This window comes from Acidimicrobiia bacterium (genome assembly GCA_030584185.1).
Classification (GTDB): Bacteria; Actinomycetota; Acidimicrobiia; order Spongiisociales; family UBA11373.
This window is the reverse complement of record CP129495.1, coordinates 89,379-104,448: the sequence shown is the minus strand read 5'-3', so window position 1 is coordinate 104,448 and position 15,070 is coordinate 89,379. Positions and strand designations below refer to the sequence as shown.

Annotated in this window: 16 protein-coding genes, 2 tRNA genes, 1 pseudogene and 1 other annotated feature; of the genes and pseudogenes, 5 read left to right on the top strand and 14 right to left on the bottom strand. The window is 66.5% G+C overall.

The window, feature by feature from the left end; genetic code table 11:
- Nucleotides 1–4: 4 nt before the first annotated feature.
- The 14 genes and pseudogenes from QY307_00540 to QY307_00475 form a co-directional block, all read right to left on the bottom strand.
- Nucleotides 5–199: a hypothetical protein gene (locus QY307_00540; GenBank protein ID WKZ82775.1), complete on the bottom strand. Its 195-nt coding sequence runs from the start codon at nucleotides 197–199 to the stop codon at nucleotides 5–7.
- Between the two features lie 118 nt (nucleotides 200–317).
- Nucleotides 318–392 (bottom strand) — tRNA-Val (locus QY307_00535).
- Between the two features lie 213 nt (nucleotides 393–605).
- Complete coding sequence (locus tag QY307_00530) at nucleotides 606–2,849, bottom strand: hypothetical protein (protein ID WKZ82774.1); 2,244 nt, start codon at nucleotides 2,847–2,849, stop codon at nucleotides 606–608.
- Nucleotides 2,842–3,495, bottom strand: a complete 654-nt coding sequence (locus QY307_00525) for an ABC transporter ATP-binding protein (GenBank protein ID WKZ83800.1) — start codon at nucleotides 3,493–3,495, stop codon at nucleotides 2,842–2,844. The genes QY307_00530 and QY307_00525 overlap by 8 nt, the downstream gene beginning before the upstream one ends.
- Nucleotides 3,496–3,539: 44 nt before the next feature.
- A complete protein-coding gene (locus tag QY307_00520) occupies nucleotides 3,540–4,460 on the bottom strand; it encodes a hypothetical protein (protein WKZ82773.1) in 921 nt (306 codons plus the stop codon).
- Entirely contained in the window at nucleotides 4,454–4,813 is a 360-nt protein-coding gene (locus tag QY307_00515) for a hypothetical protein (protein ID WKZ82772.1), read from the bottom strand. The genes QY307_00520 and QY307_00515 overlap by 7 nt, the downstream gene beginning before the upstream one ends.
- A 240-nt stretch (nucleotides 4,814–5,053) precedes the next feature.
- Entirely contained in the window at nucleotides 5,054–6,076 is a 1,023-nt protein-coding gene (locus tag QY307_00510; GenBank protein WKZ82771.1) for a hypothetical protein, read from the bottom strand.
- Nucleotides 6,015–6,593 (bottom strand): RNA polymerase sigma factor, encoded by a 579-nt coding sequence (locus tag QY307_00505; GenBank protein WKZ82770.1) that lies wholly within the window; start codon nucleotides 6,591–6,593, stop codon nucleotides 6,015–6,017. Before QY307_00505 ends, QY307_00510 begins: the two co-directional genes overlap by 62 nt.
- Nucleotides 6,594–6,632: 39 nt before the next feature.
- Nucleotides 6,633–7,169: a hypothetical protein gene (locus QY307_00500; GenBank protein ID WKZ82769.1), complete on the bottom strand. Its 537-nt coding sequence runs from the start codon at nucleotides 7,167–7,169 to the stop codon at nucleotides 6,633–6,635.
- 382 nt (nucleotides 7,170–7,551) lie between these two features.
- Nucleotides 7,552–7,971 carry a helicase C-terminal domain-containing protein gene (locus tag QY307_00495; GenBank protein WKZ82768.1) on the bottom strand — a complete coding sequence of 140 codons (420 nt, stop codon included), beginning with the start codon at nucleotides 7,969–7,971 and terminating at the stop codon, nucleotides 7,552–7,554.
- A protein-coding gene (locus tag QY307_00490; GenBank protein WKZ82767.1) for an IS3 family transposase occupies nucleotides 7,968–9,202 on the bottom strand; the annotation gives its coding sequence in 2 pieces (ribosomal slippage) (nucleotides 7,968–8,917 and nucleotides 8,917–9,202; 1,236 coding nt in all). Before QY307_00490 ends, QY307_00495 begins: the two co-directional genes overlap by 4 nt.
- Nucleotides 8,787–8,918, bottom strand: a sequence feature (AL1L pseudoknot). It overlaps the preceding gene by 132 nt.
- 49 nt (nucleotides 9,203–9,251) lie before the next feature.
- Nucleotides 9,252–9,809: pseudogene (locus QY307_00485) on the bottom strand (helix-turn-helix domain-containing protein).
- A gap of 261 nt (nucleotides 9,810–10,070) precedes the next feature.
- Nucleotides 10,071–10,142: transfer RNA gene (locus tag QY307_00480), tRNA-Val, on the bottom strand.
- 33 nt (nucleotides 10,143–10,175) lie between these two features.
- Nucleotides 10,176–10,745 (bottom strand): GNAT family N-acetyltransferase, encoded by a 570-nt coding sequence (locus QY307_00475; GenBank protein WKZ82766.1) that lies wholly within the window; start codon nucleotides 10,743–10,745, stop codon nucleotides 10,176–10,178.
- A 50-nt stretch (nucleotides 10,746–10,795) separates the two neighbouring features.
- Here QY307_00475 and QY307_00470 point away from each other — a divergent pair, with 50 nt between their 5' ends.
- The 5 genes from QY307_00470 (at nucleotide 10,796) to QY307_00450 (ending at nucleotide 15,045) form a co-directional block, all read left to right on the top strand.
- On the top strand, nucleotides 10,796–11,146 hold the full coding sequence (locus QY307_00470) for a metallopeptidase family protein (protein ID WKZ82765.1): 351 nt from the start codon (nucleotides 10,796–10,798) through the stop codon (nucleotides 11,144–11,146).
- 132 nt (nucleotides 11,147–11,278) lie between these two features.
- A complete protein-coding gene (locus QY307_00465) occupies nucleotides 11,279–13,102 on the top strand; it encodes an ATP-binding protein (GenBank protein ID WKZ82764.1) in 1,824 nt (607 codons plus the stop codon).
- A 23-nt stretch (nucleotides 13,103–13,125) separates the two neighbouring features.
- Nucleotides 13,126–13,578 (top strand): DUF2269 family protein, encoded by a 453-nt coding sequence (locus QY307_00460; GenBank protein ID WKZ82763.1) that lies wholly within the window; start codon nucleotides 13,126–13,128, stop codon nucleotides 13,576–13,578.
- A 9-nt stretch (nucleotides 13,579–13,587) separates the two neighbouring features.
- On the top strand, nucleotides 13,588–14,034 hold the full coding sequence (locus QY307_00455) for a hypothetical protein (protein WKZ82762.1): 447 nt from the start codon (nucleotides 13,588–13,590) through the stop codon (nucleotides 14,032–14,034).
- Between the two features lie 117 nt (nucleotides 14,035–14,151).
- Nucleotides 14,152–15,045 carry a DMT family transporter gene (locus tag QY307_00450; GenBank protein WKZ82761.1) on the top strand — a complete coding sequence of 298 codons (894 nt, stop codon included), beginning with the start codon at nucleotides 14,152–14,154 and terminating at the stop codon, nucleotides 15,043–15,045.
- The last annotated feature ends 25 nt before the right edge of the window (nucleotides 15,046–15,070 follow it).

Below are 15,070 nucleotides of genomic sequence, written 5' to 3'. Positions count from 1 at the left end.
CGCTTCAGATCGCCCAGCGCTGCTGGACAGGCTCCGGGTCGGGATCCCAGAGAGACATCGGAGGAACCGGCACCAGGATCGGAGGCGGGAACGGCCCGTCGTCGCCCCACAGCTCGTCGAGACCCACGGCGCGGGCCAGCTCGTGGTGGCAGCGGCCGTCCTCGCACTCCCGGTAGGGGTCACGGGATGTCGATTGCATCCCTCTTTCATCGGCTCGCGAAATCCCGCCCTGAGGGAAAAGGCGAGCCAGGCGACGGACGCCACGGCTGGAAAGGGCCTGCCCAGGCTCCATCGAGGAGTCGGGGGACTGACCGGGGTGGGCGCTACTGGGATTGAACCAGTGACCTCTGCCGTGTGAAGGCAGGTGGTAGCATAGGCGCCACCACCACTCCTACTTGTATAACTTTCGCAGCAAGGCATTTCGTGGCGTTCATCTCGCATCGACGCGCACTGATTCGCGTCCTCCTGCCTACTTCGGACCTACCGTCGAGCCACAGGTGACCTACGCTCGTGCCAAGCTGCTCTTGCAGTCCCTATCGACCCGAGCGAGACGGCATCGCTTATGTCGACCGTGGCCCCAGCCTCGCCGAGTCGGGGCGCTCGCATCAGGTTGGTCGGAGCAGCTCCGGGCGCGTGCCGCGAGCCAACGGGACCATCATGACCGTCGTTGCGAGTGCCGCGAGGAGGCACGCGCCGAGTGGAACCAACGCGAGAGCAGCAGCGGACGGCGTGAACCGGCCGTCAAGGGTGGCAACGAGCGCTTTTGATACCACCAGGCCCGCGGCGGTGCCGAGGACGATCGCAATGAGCAGAGACGAACATGTCTCGACGTAGATGCTGCGAGCGATCGTGATGACTGGTGTCCCCGCGGCTCGTAACCGAATGTATGTGGAAGCGCGATCGAAATGGCGGCCGACGGCGGCAGCGGTCAGACTCGTCGCTGCGATGAACATGGCAAGCGCTGCAGCCCCGTTCACGATGCGGCGAGCCTCGTGGACCGGCTCGCTGCTAGAAGCGGTCAATTCGGCCAGCGTGGTGACTCGTGCGCCCGGTAGGTGTTGAAGCGCTGCGCCTCGGACGGGCTCCATTGATGCATCTTCTGTCGCTCTGATCAGTATTCGGTGTGCAGGTAGGGCTGAGACGGACGAAACCGGCAGCGCGTCTGGGGAGATCAAGACGTCGGCCCCAAGGCAGCACATATCGGAGTCTTCGCGTAGCGACCCAGTCGTCGCGGGGGTCACCGTGAGAACCACTCCCGCAACATGCAATTCGCTGGGTGTCTCGTGCAATGATGGGGCGAGGAACACGTCGCTGGCCGAACAGTCGTCGACTCGCGCAATACCCAGCTCGTTCACGGAATCGCAAGCCGCCACCGCGACTGAGAGGCCGGTTGCGACATCGACCGCCTGACGTATGGGCAGGACGACGGCCGTCGGTGCACGACTCGCGACTGCCTGCAGGAAAGCCGACACCGCTACGGGGTCGCCGGTTGCGGTATCAACGCTGATGTCGGCGTGGCCGTTGTACCAATCCGGGGAAGCCTCGACGATGTTGCCGGTGGCGTACCCGTTAACCATGGTCGTGAACATGACGACAACCATCAGCCCGAGGCTTGGTCTGAACGCGGCGTTCGCGTCCCACGAGGCGGTTCTCGAGGCTAGGAGGAAGGTGGGGGACCGCGTGAATCGGGCCACGGTCCGGCCTACCGCGGCAAGAGACATGGGACCAACCAAGGGCAAGGTGCCCATTAGGGCGCACACTCCAGCGATTGCCACGGCCAGGAAGATCGGGGACCCGGGCTTGCCGAGCAGCGCGGTGGCAGCAAGCCACGCCACGGACAGCCCGACCGCGGCCAACGCCGTTCGGGGGCGTAGTCGTGACGCCGCCGCCCTGGAAAACACCGGCAGTGGGCTGAGGAGGGCTTGCCGAGCGGCTAACAGCGCAGACATGGCAGCCAAGACCGGCACGGCCACTATCACGCCGGCGAGCGCCCATCCCGATGGAGTGATATCGCTCGGGAACCACGCCGCCCCACCAACTGACACCCTCGCGATCAGCGGCCGTATCGCCAAGAACAACAGCGTGCCGGTCACGGCTCCGACCAATCCGGCAACTCCGGCCTCAACTGCCACGATGGCTGCCGCCTGCGTGGCGGTGGCACCAATGAGCCTCAATCCGGCGAGGAACCTTCGTCGCTGGGCCAATGCGAGTCTCGCCAGGACCCCTATCAGCAGCAGTGCAGGAACCACAAGACCGACGGCCAGCAGCAGCATCCCAAGTCGTACGGCAGCCTTTGATTTCCACCAAGCGGCCGAGGCGGCTGGGAGTGGGAATCGGTGAACCTCAGATACATCTGCAATCCGGGCCAGTACGTCCGGCTCCCATGCCCTGAACGCCACGAGCTCGCCGGGCTCAACGAGTCCTGCAGGAGCAATGTGGTTGCCTGCGATTTCACCCAGGGCCAAGCCGATGTCCGGCAACGCGTCGATGGTCTCGGCGAGCGCTGGGGACACAACGACGGTCCCGGGAGGAGGCAACGAGTCAAGGCCGGCGGGTGCCGGTGCGCTCGGCCCGATCGCGGCAAGTTCGATGACCGCTACCCCGCGGCCAGCGACCAAGGTCTCGGTGAACGCCACAAGAGTCCGAGAGGCAGAGCTCTCAGCTGACGGAGCTGGAGGGCGACGCTGGGCCTGACGAGCGCCCCGCGCCTCTACAGCATTCTCGGCGGAGGCCACGATAAGCACCATGACCGTGGCGGCGGCAATGGCTGCGACCATGAACGTGGTGAGCGCCGCCGACCGTCTGACCCGAGCTAACGCGAGTCGGGTGAGCAATAGTGCGTCACTCATCGACCAAGCGTCCATCGTGGAGCATCAAACACCGTGCGGCCCCCGCTGCCGTGGCCGAGTCGTGCGTCACGAGAAGCACGGCCGTACCGTTCTCAGTCGCCACCGCCACGAGTTCCGACATGACCAATCTCGCGTTGTCTGAGTCGAGGGATCCCGTCGGCTCGTCGGCGAAGACGACCGAAGGCTCGATTGCCATCGCCCGTGCGAGCGCTACCCGCTGTACCTCGCCGCCTGACAGCTCTGATGGCAACGCGTGTGCCCGAACGCCTATCCCCAGTCGCTGAATCCAGGAAGCCGCCTCTTCCTCGGCGGCGCGGCGGGAACGGCCGTTCAGCAGAAGGGGCAGCTCGACATTCTCCGCCGCCGTGAGTTCCGGAACGAGTTGGCCGTGCTGAAAGACAAAGCCGAACTCTGTGCGCCGAAGCGTCGTCCGGTCTCGGTCTGTCATCGTGTCGACGCGCCGGCCCCTGTACCAGACCCCGCCGGCATCCGGGCGACGGATCCCTGCAAGCGCATGGAGTAGCGTCGATTTCCCCGATCCGCTCCGACCCATGACGGCAACGATCTCTCCGGAGCTGATCTCGACATGCACGTTGTCGACAGCCCGGGTTACGCCGTACCACACGGAAAGGGCCTCAGCACGCAATATGGTAGTCCGTTGGTCTTGATCGATGGGGACGGACGCCACGATCAGTCTGTCCACTCCGCCCCCAACACGCGATCCAGCGCGCGACGTTGGGCGGCGGAAGCAGCGATAATCGCTGCGGAGTTGTCGGCAATCCACTCCGACGCCAAGTCGAGTGTCTTTTGCTCAGCGAGTCTCAGGACTGGATGAGCTACCTGACATTTCGCATCAGCCACAGCCATGTCGATCTCGTCCTGGCTTGGCGCTTCCGTCTCGGTCCCAGAGGGGACCCACGTGTCTCGAGCCAATTGGGCTGCCTGCGCTGGATTCGCTACGTCGTATCCAGCGTCGCGCATGCAGGCCTCGTAAGCCTCGGCGACAGACAGCACATCTTCGCTTGCCAGCGCCTCGTCGGCGAACTGGCGGATTCCCGAGACAGCGAACTGATCCGCAAGCAACCAATCGCCCACGGAACCGAACAGCGACGCAGCGGCGGATGCGACACAGCCGCTTGCTGACGCTCCGACGACCCCGAACCCTGGAATATCGAGTTCCACAAACTGTGAGCCATCGCCAAAGAGTCCTGGGCTGTAGGCATCCGGCAATGCTGAGATGTCCGACTCATTGAACGTGTGCGGGCGCAACACCGTCCTGTAGCCAGTCGTCGCAGCGGCCTCCGGCGTTAGGGGTGGAAGGAGTCCGGAGTAATACACAGGATCGCTGTGGTACGCACCAGCGAGCTGGCGCATCGAGCGTTCATGGAAGGAGACATACAGCGATCCGTCGAGTCCCTCATGTTCAAGGCAGTCCGCGGTAGCCCTGACCATGGCATCAGTCAGTTCGTGGGGTCGACGACGCAGGACAGCAAGATCTGAATCCGTCACTGTCGGTTCCTGCAGCGGGATGGCACATGCGGTCAACGGCAGCAGACAGGCGAAGGCTGCCGAGAGCAGCCTTCGCCTGTCCCACCATCGGCGCTTCAACACGTGTAGAAGTGGTCGATCTGATTATTCGAACCCGCCCCGAGTTGGGAGATGTGCTGTGTCGCCCCGACGTGCAGGACGGTCTGATCCGGCCAGCCCTCAGCTTCTACGCCGCATACCGCCAGTGACGGGTGGTGATTCGCCACGGACGAAGTCTTATTGTCGGTTACGGAGTAGGGACCCCCTCCCGACGTGGGCACGAAGAAGGTCAGCTGAGTTACGTAGTTGAAGGCGTCAAAAGCACAGAAGCGCTGGTTTGCATCGGAGCACGAGCCATGGGCGACTGCGCCCGCTGCTGTACCGAACGCTGCGGTAAACGCCAGAGCGAGAACCGCGGCGATCCTTCGTATCTTCATTATGTCGTCTCCCCTTCACTGGAGTGGTTGTGCGCAAGTCATCCACGTGGATGGCGTCAGCGCATGGCGTTCAGGTAGCCGCCGTCGGCGCACCTCCCTTCAGATCCGGCAGCCCCACTCGGGCCGTCGAGGGAGATTCGCCAATGGGCGCGGCTGGGTTCCGCCCATCTGTCCCGGAGGTCGTGGACGAAGCTTGGCGGGTTGGCGCTCAGGCCCCTGGGGACCGCTTGGGTTCCGCTGCTAGCGGTCGGGAAGCTGTTCGACGACGACTGGAGGCTGATGCAGGGCTGTGGCAATCGTCGTGTCGGCGGGGATACCGAACGCTGGTTGGAGCCAGATGACCGATGCGGCGGTGAGGGTGCCGTCTTTGCTGATGGTGGCGGTGAGCCTTGTGGGAGGTGGACTCGGGTCGGTGATCGCGAGGGCTACCCCTTCGGGACCCGCGGCGACCTGGTCGAGGTCGAGGTCGGCGATGACTTCGATCAGGGTGGCCTTGAGTTGGGGATCGGTGGCGGTGTGCAGGATGTCGAGGGCGAGGTCAAAGAGCTGGACGTCGAGGCTTCGGTCGTCGGCGCCTCGAGCCAGTGCTTGTTCCATCGCCGCCCGCAGTGCCTTCGGATCGGTGGGCCAGTCGGTATCGGCGATGGGGTCGACAACGTTGGTGAACTGCTCGACGATGGTCTCTCCTACTTGGTCCATGGATGGCCCGTTGCCTTGCTCGTAGGCGGCTTGAGTGGCTGCGTCGAAGAATGTCGGTTCGCCCACCGTGGTTGCTGTGCGCACGAAACCGGACTCGGATTGACGCCAGGTCTCTCGACGGCTCGGCAGCAGATAGGCGACAGTCTCGACGTCAAGACCGAAGTCGCTGCCGGGTCGCACCACCAGGTCGACCGATTCGGTGTGTTGGTAGATGAACGACCCGGTCGGTACCTCGAGGGGCGCGGCTTGGCGTGCGGCACGAGCGACTTCGTCGAGGGTCGCCGCGCTGGGCACGGGGGCGAGGAAGGCAACGGCAACGGCAGCGATCGCGGCAACGGCGATGGTTGCCGCCGCGACGGCACCCCAGCGGACGCGCCGAGGGGGCCGAGTTTCGCGGGCGATCGCATCCTGCAGTTGAGCCAGCGCTCGCTTTTCGGTATCGCTCGGTGGTTGTGGGTCACCGGCGAGCCTGCGCAGCACGGCAAAGGGGTCGTCGATGTGATCATTCATCGCTGTCGTCCATTGATTCGCCGAAGGGCGCAATGAGGTTTCGGAGTGCGACACGTCCGCGGTTGAGGCGGGACTTCACCGTGCCGATCGGGATGCCCAGCGCGCGGGAGATGTCCTCGTAGGACAGGTCGGCCAGGGCGAACAAGCCAACGACATCTCGCTCTTCGCGACGCAGTCGACCGAGCAGCTGCTCGGCGGAACCGATGGACGCTTCGGCGGCGACTCTGATGACAACGTCGGTGTCGAACCCTGTCGACTCAGCGCCCGGTGGGGTCATGCGCTGTAGGGCGCGGCTGTGACGTTCGCCACGACGGTAGTGGTCGGCCACCAGGTTGGCGGCGATCCCGAATAGCCATGGTCGAGCGCTCTTGTAGGCAGGGTCGAAGCGATGTCGGCCAGCGAAGGCTCGGACGAAGACCTCGGCTGCGATGTCCTCGCCGGCGGTCGCTCCGGCGGCGCGGACCGCGTACGCGTATACGGCTGGGTAGTGGCGCCTGAAGATGTCGGCGAAACGAGCCGGGTCGTCTAGCGACGCCACCACCAGGTCGGCGTCACTGCTCGCGGTGTCCATCCCCGCCAACACTGCCACATGCCCGACGTTGGCGATGGGTCAGCTGCTCCAATACGAAACCGACTCCGCCTTGTTGTTCAACACGGTGAGGTTGTCCGTGGTACCGACCCCTACGGTCGATTCTGACGCCCCTGTCTTGTTCGGACCGTCGTGGTGCTTCAGCCGATAGCAGCCGTTCCACGATGACGATATCCGGTTCGCCCAGGTCGCACCGGTGTTCCACCAGCCTCCGGTGCACGAATCACCCACCACCGAGATCGAACTTCCGGATCCGTTGAAGCCATCGAAGTGGATCCCGAGCGTAAAGGACGCCAACACACCGGCAGTCGCCGCGCCCTCGTAATCGAACAGCAGCTGGCCCGACGCGTCTGCTCCGAGTTGAACTGCGCCTGCCGACGCTTCCGCGGCTGCCTCGGCGAACGACGGGTAGCAGCGTGGTGCGGACAGTACGAACTCGCCGTCGGCATGTTGGTCGACGACGTCGACCACACAGTGCGTCTCGACCTCCGCCGCCGCAGGAGTGATCCCAACCATGCACAGCACTGTCACCAACGCGAGACCAACGAGCTTCGCCATTTCGAGCCTCCACAGACCGACAAGTTCTGATCGCCACTGATTCGCCGAACCTGCTCATCGGGTTCCCGAAACACTCAACGGCGGTGCGACGAACCTGTCTTCGCGGGCCGGGGCGGCGGCATGTCTCTCCACAGACCGACCGTCGCCCCGCCCGCGCTCGGTCACGGACGACCGCCGATGACAAGACGCCGAACCCGCCCGTGGGCCCAGGGGGTCGGCCGGGACTGCCTGCGTCATGGCGCCGGCCGGGACCATCAAGTCCGGGCGCCCGCCCACCCGCTGATCATCGAACCGCATCACCCACCAGGCGCATTGCCGGGCACTTGCCTCTCCCGCGGTTGCTCCACCAGACCCCTCGGGGTCCAGGATCAGCGCCTGCCCGTTATCCGCCGAGACTGATCCCGGCAGCCAGCGGGCGCTGATCGATGGCTGCGACCTGCGCCGAACTGCGGCCGATTCGTGACCCCGAGACGGCGACCACATCTCGCTCGTCTCGGTGGAAGATGTGGGTGCATTCCGGGTCAGTGGGTTCGCAGGTGGTGATGTAGAGCGTGTTGGCCGAGCGGCCGCGGCTCAAAGCGACGTAGATCCATTCCCGGTCGGTAGCTGAGGTGACGACGGTGAAGGTGCGGTCGGTGGTGATGCCTTGGGCTTTGTGGGCGGTGAGGGCGTACCCGTAGGCGACGTGGCCCTCATCCAGATACCGGCGGGGCAACTGTCGGACCCCGGAGTCACGGTCGAGCTTCACCGAGACGATGCCGTCATCCCGGTTGAACCTCCCCGGGTTTGGTAGAGGCTTCATGTCTTGAGTGTCATCGCTTCGATGGTGGTGTTCTGAAGGTAGTAGGTGGCCTCCTTCTCGGTGGGGGTGGAGGTGCCCATGAGTCGACGGTGGTTCCACCAGTCGACCCAGAGCAGGGTCTCGAGTTCGAGATCGTCGCAGCCGTGCCAGGGTCCTAGGTTCGAGACGAGCTCGGTCTTGTAGAGCCCGATGATCGACTCCGCCAGGGCATTGTCATAGCTGTCGCCGATGGATCCCACCGACGGGTCGATGCCGGCTTGAGCGAGTCGTTCGGTGTGACGAATCGACAAGTACTGCGCTCCGGCGTCGGTGTGGCAGACGAGACCGGCCACGACGCCGGCTCCGAGTCGGTCCCAGATGGCCTGTTCGAGTGCGGTGAGTACCAGGTCGGTGGTCATGCGCCGCGCCACGTTCCAGCCCACGATGGCTCGTGCGTAGCAGTCGATGACAAACGCCGCATACACGAACCCCGAACGGGTGCGCACATAGGTGAAGTCCGCCACCCACTTGGTGTCGGGAGCCTCGGCGGTGAAGTCCCGATCCACCAGGTCGGCGGGACGCTCATCGGCCGGGTCGCTTCTCGTGGTCCGGGGTCCTCCGCCACGGATGGCGCCGCGAATACCCAACCGGCGCATGAGACGCTCCACCGTGCAACGGGCCACGATGATGCCTTCTCGGTTCAGCTGCGCCCAGATCTTCGGGGCCCCATACACCGAGTAGTTCTGCTCCCATACCCGCAGCACCTCGGCCTCGAGGGCCTCGTCGCGCAGCCGTCTCGCCGAAGCCGGCCGGGACCGGGCCGCGTAGTAGGTCTGAGAAGCGATCGGCAACACCGCGCAGATCGGCTCGACTCCCCAAACAAGACCCTCAGTGCGACGCCCCTTGTGAGCGTCGATGAACCCGATCATCTCTGCTGTGGGCGGTCGAGCTCCGCCGCGAAGAAAGCCGACGCCGCCTTGAGGATCTCATTCGCCCGACGCAGCTCCCGGTTCTCGCGCTGCAGCTCCCGGACCCGCACCGACTCCTCCGACGTCACCCCCGGCCGCCGGCCCTCATCGACCTCGGCCTGGCGCACCCACTTGCGCAACGTCTCAGCCGTCATCCCCGACTTGGCCGCTATCGACGTGATCGCCGCCCACTCCGAGGCGTACTCGTCACGATGCTCCAACACCAGACGCACCGTCCGACGGCGCACCTCGTTCGGGTACTTCCCCTGCTGTCTCCGTGTCATGGCTCCATCCTCCCAAAGGTCGGAGCCTCCAAGAAACCCGGGGAGGTTCACACACCGGCTTCGCCGTCGCTCGAGCCACCACCATCGCCGACACACAGAACCTCGAGTGATCATCGATCCCGGTCACCACCTTGACCTCCGACCCGTCAGCGAGCCGGATGCCGCCCATCACATCCATCTGCCACAACTCCATCGCCCGCGACCGCTCCCACCGCCGATACGCCGACCGTGGCCTACGCCGCGGTTTGCCCGTCACCAGGCGGTGACGCAGCAACGCCCGATACACAGCCGACCGCGACGGCAACGGAGACACACCCTCGACACCCAACTGATAGAGGATCGACCGTGGCCCCCACCCCGGATGCCCATACCGCAACTCCACCACCCGAGCCTCCACCTCAGCCGGCATCTGATGCGGACACGACGCCGGCTTCGACGACCGATCCACCAACCCCGCCACCCCCGACTCGCCATAGCGCCGCAACCAGCGATGCACCGTCTGACGCACCACCCCATACCGGCGCGCCACATCGCTCACCGACGCCCCACCCAACACTTCGAGCACCGCCGCGAACCGTTGCTCCACAACACCCAACTCCACGAGCACCAGAGACCTCCTCCGCCATCGGGAGGAGCATGGAACCGTCAGGTGTCACACAGGAACCGAAACCACCGTCGCCCAGCAACCGAAACCGCGTCGCCAACCTGGAACACACCAACCGGAGCCACAGTGACCATCATGAACCGAAGCCACACACGCCCGAATCCGAATCTCCTGCCGACTATCTGCCTACTGCCAGCCAAGGACGGGTGATCGATCTCCACACGCAATAGGCGGAATCCCTTACAGACCAAGGGATTCCGCCAGTGGGCGCTACTGGGATTGAACCAGTGACCTCTGCCGTGTGAAGGCAGCGCTCTCCCGCTGAGCTAAGCGCCCGAAGGCGCCCGATATTAGCGGCGGTGGCCCTGCTCAGAGGTCGAGCCGCATGAGGAGCCGGGGCAGCCCGGCGCTCCGGGCGCCGGTCGGCATCACCTCGGTGAACCCTGCCCTGGCGAAGGTGTCCCTGGTGCCGACGTACAGGAAGGCGGTGTCCACTCGCCGTCCCTCCGGGTCGATCGGGTACGCCTCCAACCCCGGTGCGCCGGACCGCCGGGCGAGATCGACCACACCCTCGAGCAGGGCCCCGGTGACGCCGCGGCGCCGCGCCCCGGGTCGCACCAGAAAGCACACGACCGACCAATACGGGCGATCGTCGACCCTGGGGATGGTCCGGGACCGCACCAGGCGCTCCATCCCAGGGCGCGGCCCGAACCCGCACCACCCTGCGACCACGCCGTCGAGGTACGCAAGCATGCCCGGGGGCGGCTCTGCGGCGAGCTGGTGCCGGAGGGCCGACATCCGATCCTCCTCACCAGAGCCGGCATACTCACTCGACCCCATCCGGAAGTACTGGCAGTGGCACCCCTGCCCCGTGGGCAGGATCTCGAGCACGTCGTCGATCCGCTCGACGGTGGCCGGCACGACGGTGATCCCTCCCACGGCACGATTGTGGCACCGACTGCCTCCCTCACCCCCCGTATCCTTCACCCGTGAACCGCTTCGAGTTCGAACGGGTGGTCGACGAGGCCCTCGAGGATCTTCCCGACTGGGTACACGAGGCCCTGGACAACATCCATGTCGTCGTCGAGGAGTGGCCCACAGCACAACAGGATCCCGAGGGAACCGGACTGCTCGGCCTCTATGAAGGGGTCACGCTCCATGACCGCGCCGGTGGGTATTCGGGCTTCCTTCCCGACCGGATCACGATCTTCATGGGATCCCACCTCGCCCTGCGTCTGCCTCCGAGCAGGCTGCGACGGCAGATCCGCAAGACGGTGCTCCACGAGGTGGCCCATCACCTCGGCATCGACGACGCCCGGCTGCATGAGATGGGCTACTGACCGCAGCCACCCCCGACAGAAAGCCGGGGCGGCTGGGTCGCCTCGCGTTACAATCGCCCCCCGTCCGGCGGGCGTACCGATGGGTCTGTTTCGTTCGACCTCGGCGCCCCACCGACGATCGCGAGGTCACGAGTGTCGACGCGCCGCCTACAGAGTCGGATCGGCCGAGCCGCACTGCCGATCGGTGCGGCGTTCTTCGTGTTCGCCGCCGGCGCCGGCATCGCTGCCGCCGCCCGGCTGCCCGTGTGGGCGATCCTTTCCGGAGTCATTGCCACCCTGATCGTGGCCCCGGCGTGGGTCCTCGCCGCCACCTGGGTGGAACGCAGCCGCAATGAAGAGACCATCGCCCATCTGGCTCATGAGCTGCGCAACCCGATCGCCTCGGTCGTCGGAACCGCCGACGTGCTGCTAGACCCCACGGCCGACCTCGACGACGACGAACGCAAGGAGCTGCTCGCCCTCGCCCAGGCCGATGCCCGCTACATGCACGGCCTCGTGGCCAACCTGCACGGCGCCGCCCGCGTCGAACGCAACGAGAGCGCCCCCACGCCGGAGCCAGTCGATCTGGCCGAAACTACCCACCGGGCCCTCACCCGCTTCCCATCGGTCGACGCCCGGGCTTTCTCCCCCACCGCACCGACCTGGGTGACTGCCGACCCCGACCTGCTGTTTCAGGTTCTCCTCAACCTCCTCCAGAACACGGCGCGCTACGCCCCCGAGGGGATGGTCGAGATCGAGTTCGAACCCCAAGCCGGCCAGGTGTCCCTCTACATCTCCGACGAGGGTCCCGGCATCCCCCGCCGCCTCCGCCACCGCGTGTTCGACGGGGGCGCCAGTCGCTCGGGGCTGGGGTTGGGGCTGGCATTGAGCCGCCGCATCGCCCGCGCCATGGGGGGCGAACTGGAGATCGTCGAGCCGCGCCGCACCGGCGCCACCTTCCGGCTGCGGTTGCCGGCGGCCACCCCCGGCGTCACCCGGGCGTCGAACGGGGAGGGCTGGGATGCCGCCATGCTGTCACCGAGGGGACGCCTCCTGGTGGACATGGCCGACGCCCTGTCGGGCCGCTCGATGGACCGCACCCTGGCCGGCCTGCAACGCCTCTTCAAGAACCTGCTCGGGGCCACCGGGATGCTGCTCATGATCCCCCGCGCCGAAGGCGGTTTCGGGCGCCTCGGCACGGCCGGCGGGGGATCCGCCGCCGACACCCCGATCGAGATCCCTCTCGCCCAACAGGCCCTTGAAAAGAAGTCCCCCATCACCGCCGTCGCCGGCGACTCCCCCACGCCCGTCTCGCTCCCCGGTCTCGACGGTGTGGCGCAGATGTTCCTGCCGGTGCTCGACGGCGAGGGCGCCGTCGCCGTCCTGGCGCTGAGTTGGGACCGCGCCGAGTCCGTCCCCGGCGATCGCGGGCGGGTGGTGGCCGAGGCGCTGGCACGGCTCGCCGCCGTCGCCATCGATCGCTCCACCCTGGCCCGCGACATCGCATTCGAGAGGCACCTTCGCTCTTCGGTCATGGAGGCACTTCCCATCGCCATCGCCGTGTTCGTCGGCGATCCGCCTCGGGTGGTCGCCTGGAACCGGAGAGAGCGAGAGCTGTTGGGGATTTCCGACGACACGGAGCGACCCTCGGACCTCGACGCCAGCCAGCAACGATTCGATGTCCGCTTCGCCGATGGCAACCCGTTGACCGTCGACAACGCCCCGGTCACGCAGGCGATCCGGTCGGGTCGGTCGGCGGGACCGTTCGTGCTCTGGATCCGGCGCGCCGACGGAACCCAGGTCCTGACGCGGTCTTACTGCGCCCCGTTTCACGACGACCACGGCATAGTCGCCGGCGCCGTGGTCACCTCCGAAGAGCTGCCGGGCGACACCGTCGAAGACCCTCCGAGAGGGCCGAGGAGCGTTCACCCGGTCTCACCGATACCGCCTGCAACGGGAAGCGACGGCGGTCTATAGTCCCCGCCGGGAGGAGGACCGACATGCTCTACGACACCCTGGTGTTCGTCCATGTGCTCGCCGCCATCGTCTGGGTGGGGGGCGGAATCGCCTCACAGGTGGTCACAGCCAGGCTGGCCAAGGCCGACCCGGCCCACCGCCTCGGCGCCGCCAGAGACTTCCTCTTCATCGGCACGCGGATCTACCCATGGGCATCGCTGATCGTCCTGATCACTGGGGTGTCGATGGTGCTCGACGAGGCCGTCCTCGACTTCGAGCAGGCATGGATAGTCATCGGCCTGATCGGCCTGGTGGCCACCGCCGGAATCGGGTCCGGCTACATCACGCCGCAGAGCCGGAAGGCCATCGCCGCCGTCGAAGCCGGCAACCCGGCGGCGGCGGCCCCGATCGGAGCCAGGATCGCCCTGGCGAGCCGAACGGCGGCGGTGCTCCTGTTGGTCGCCCTATGGGCGATGGTGTTCAAGCCCGGTCTATAGGAGGAAAAGGTGGAGAAGTACGAGGTCCTCGAGTTCGTTCACATCCTGTTCGCCACCGTATGGGTGGGTGGCGCGGTCATCGCCGCCGTGCTCGGATCCCGGCTCCGCAACGCCGACCCGGCCCACCGCCTCGGCACCACCCGCGACCTCGAGTTCATGGGCAACGTCTTCGGCGCCAGCGCCATGGTCACCCTCGCATTCGGGATCTGGATGGTCATCGACTCGCCCACCTGGGCCTTCGGCGACACCTGGGTGGTCATCGGCCTCGCCGCCATCGGCCTGTCGACCATCCTCGGTGCCGTGCTCATCTCCGGCGCCACGAGGTCGGCGATCAAGGAGATGGAGGCCGGCGGGGCCGCCGAGGCCCATCACCGCAAGATCGGCCTGTACTCGGCACTCGACATGGCGGTCCTGCTGATCGCCGTGTGGGCGATGGTGTTCAAGCCAGGAGCCTGATCCGAACGGTTTTGGGCTATCCCGGCCTCGGCTGGTTGAATCGCCGCGTCGGACCGCTGGATCGACCCGACGCCGATCGGAGCAGCCGGCGGCCGTCACCTTCGAAGGGAGCCACCCATGGAACGCGCCTCGCGGGCACAGGTGTGGGGCGCCATGCTCCTCATCAGCCTCGGGTGGGGCACCAACGGCGTGGTGGTCCGGGTGGCGTTCGATGCAGGCATGGAGCCCCTCGCCGTCGTCGCCATCTCCTCGGTGATAGCCGCCATCGGGGTGGTCGCCTTCGTGGCACTCTCCGGACGGGACCGCACCATCGGGGCGATCGGCTGGAGGGTGGGCATCGTGATGTCGATCACCTCGGTGACGGTGCCGTTCATCACCCGCAACCTCGCCCTGCAGTACGCCTCGGCCGGATTCGTCGGCCTCGCCTCGGCGCTGGTCCCCCTGGCCACGGGGGTGGTGGCCCACGTCATGCTCCCCGAGGAGCGCCTCCAGGCCGCCACCTTGATCGGACTGTTGATCTCCCTGGCCGGGGTGGCGGTGCTGATCCTCTCCGGGGACAGCGGGCTCGCCGAGGGCGGAAACCCGGCCCTCGCCGGGGTCCTGGCCCTGGCCGGGGTGCTCTCGGTGGCGGTGGGGGCGGTGTACGCCAAGCGGTACTCGGGCCGCTACTCCCCGCTCGGCGTGTCCGGCGTGCAGTTCGTGATCGGAGCCGCCGTCGGGATCGTCGCCATGCTCGCCTTCGAGGGTGTGCCGGCCAACCCCGGCGCCAAGGGCTGGGCCAGCCTCACCTACGTCGGCCTGGCGGCGACCTTCATGCCGATCGCCCTCTACTACTGGCTGCTGCGCCACGTGACGGTGACCTTCTCGGCGATCACCGGGTACATCATCCCGCTGGTGGCGGTGGTGTTCGGGGTGATCGTCCTCGGGGAGCGGGTCGATCTGGGGATCGTCATCGGCGGGGTCCTGATCCTCACCGGAGTGGTCGTGACCGACCGGATCGCCGGTCGGTGATCGGTTCGCCGGATCCGACCCGTTC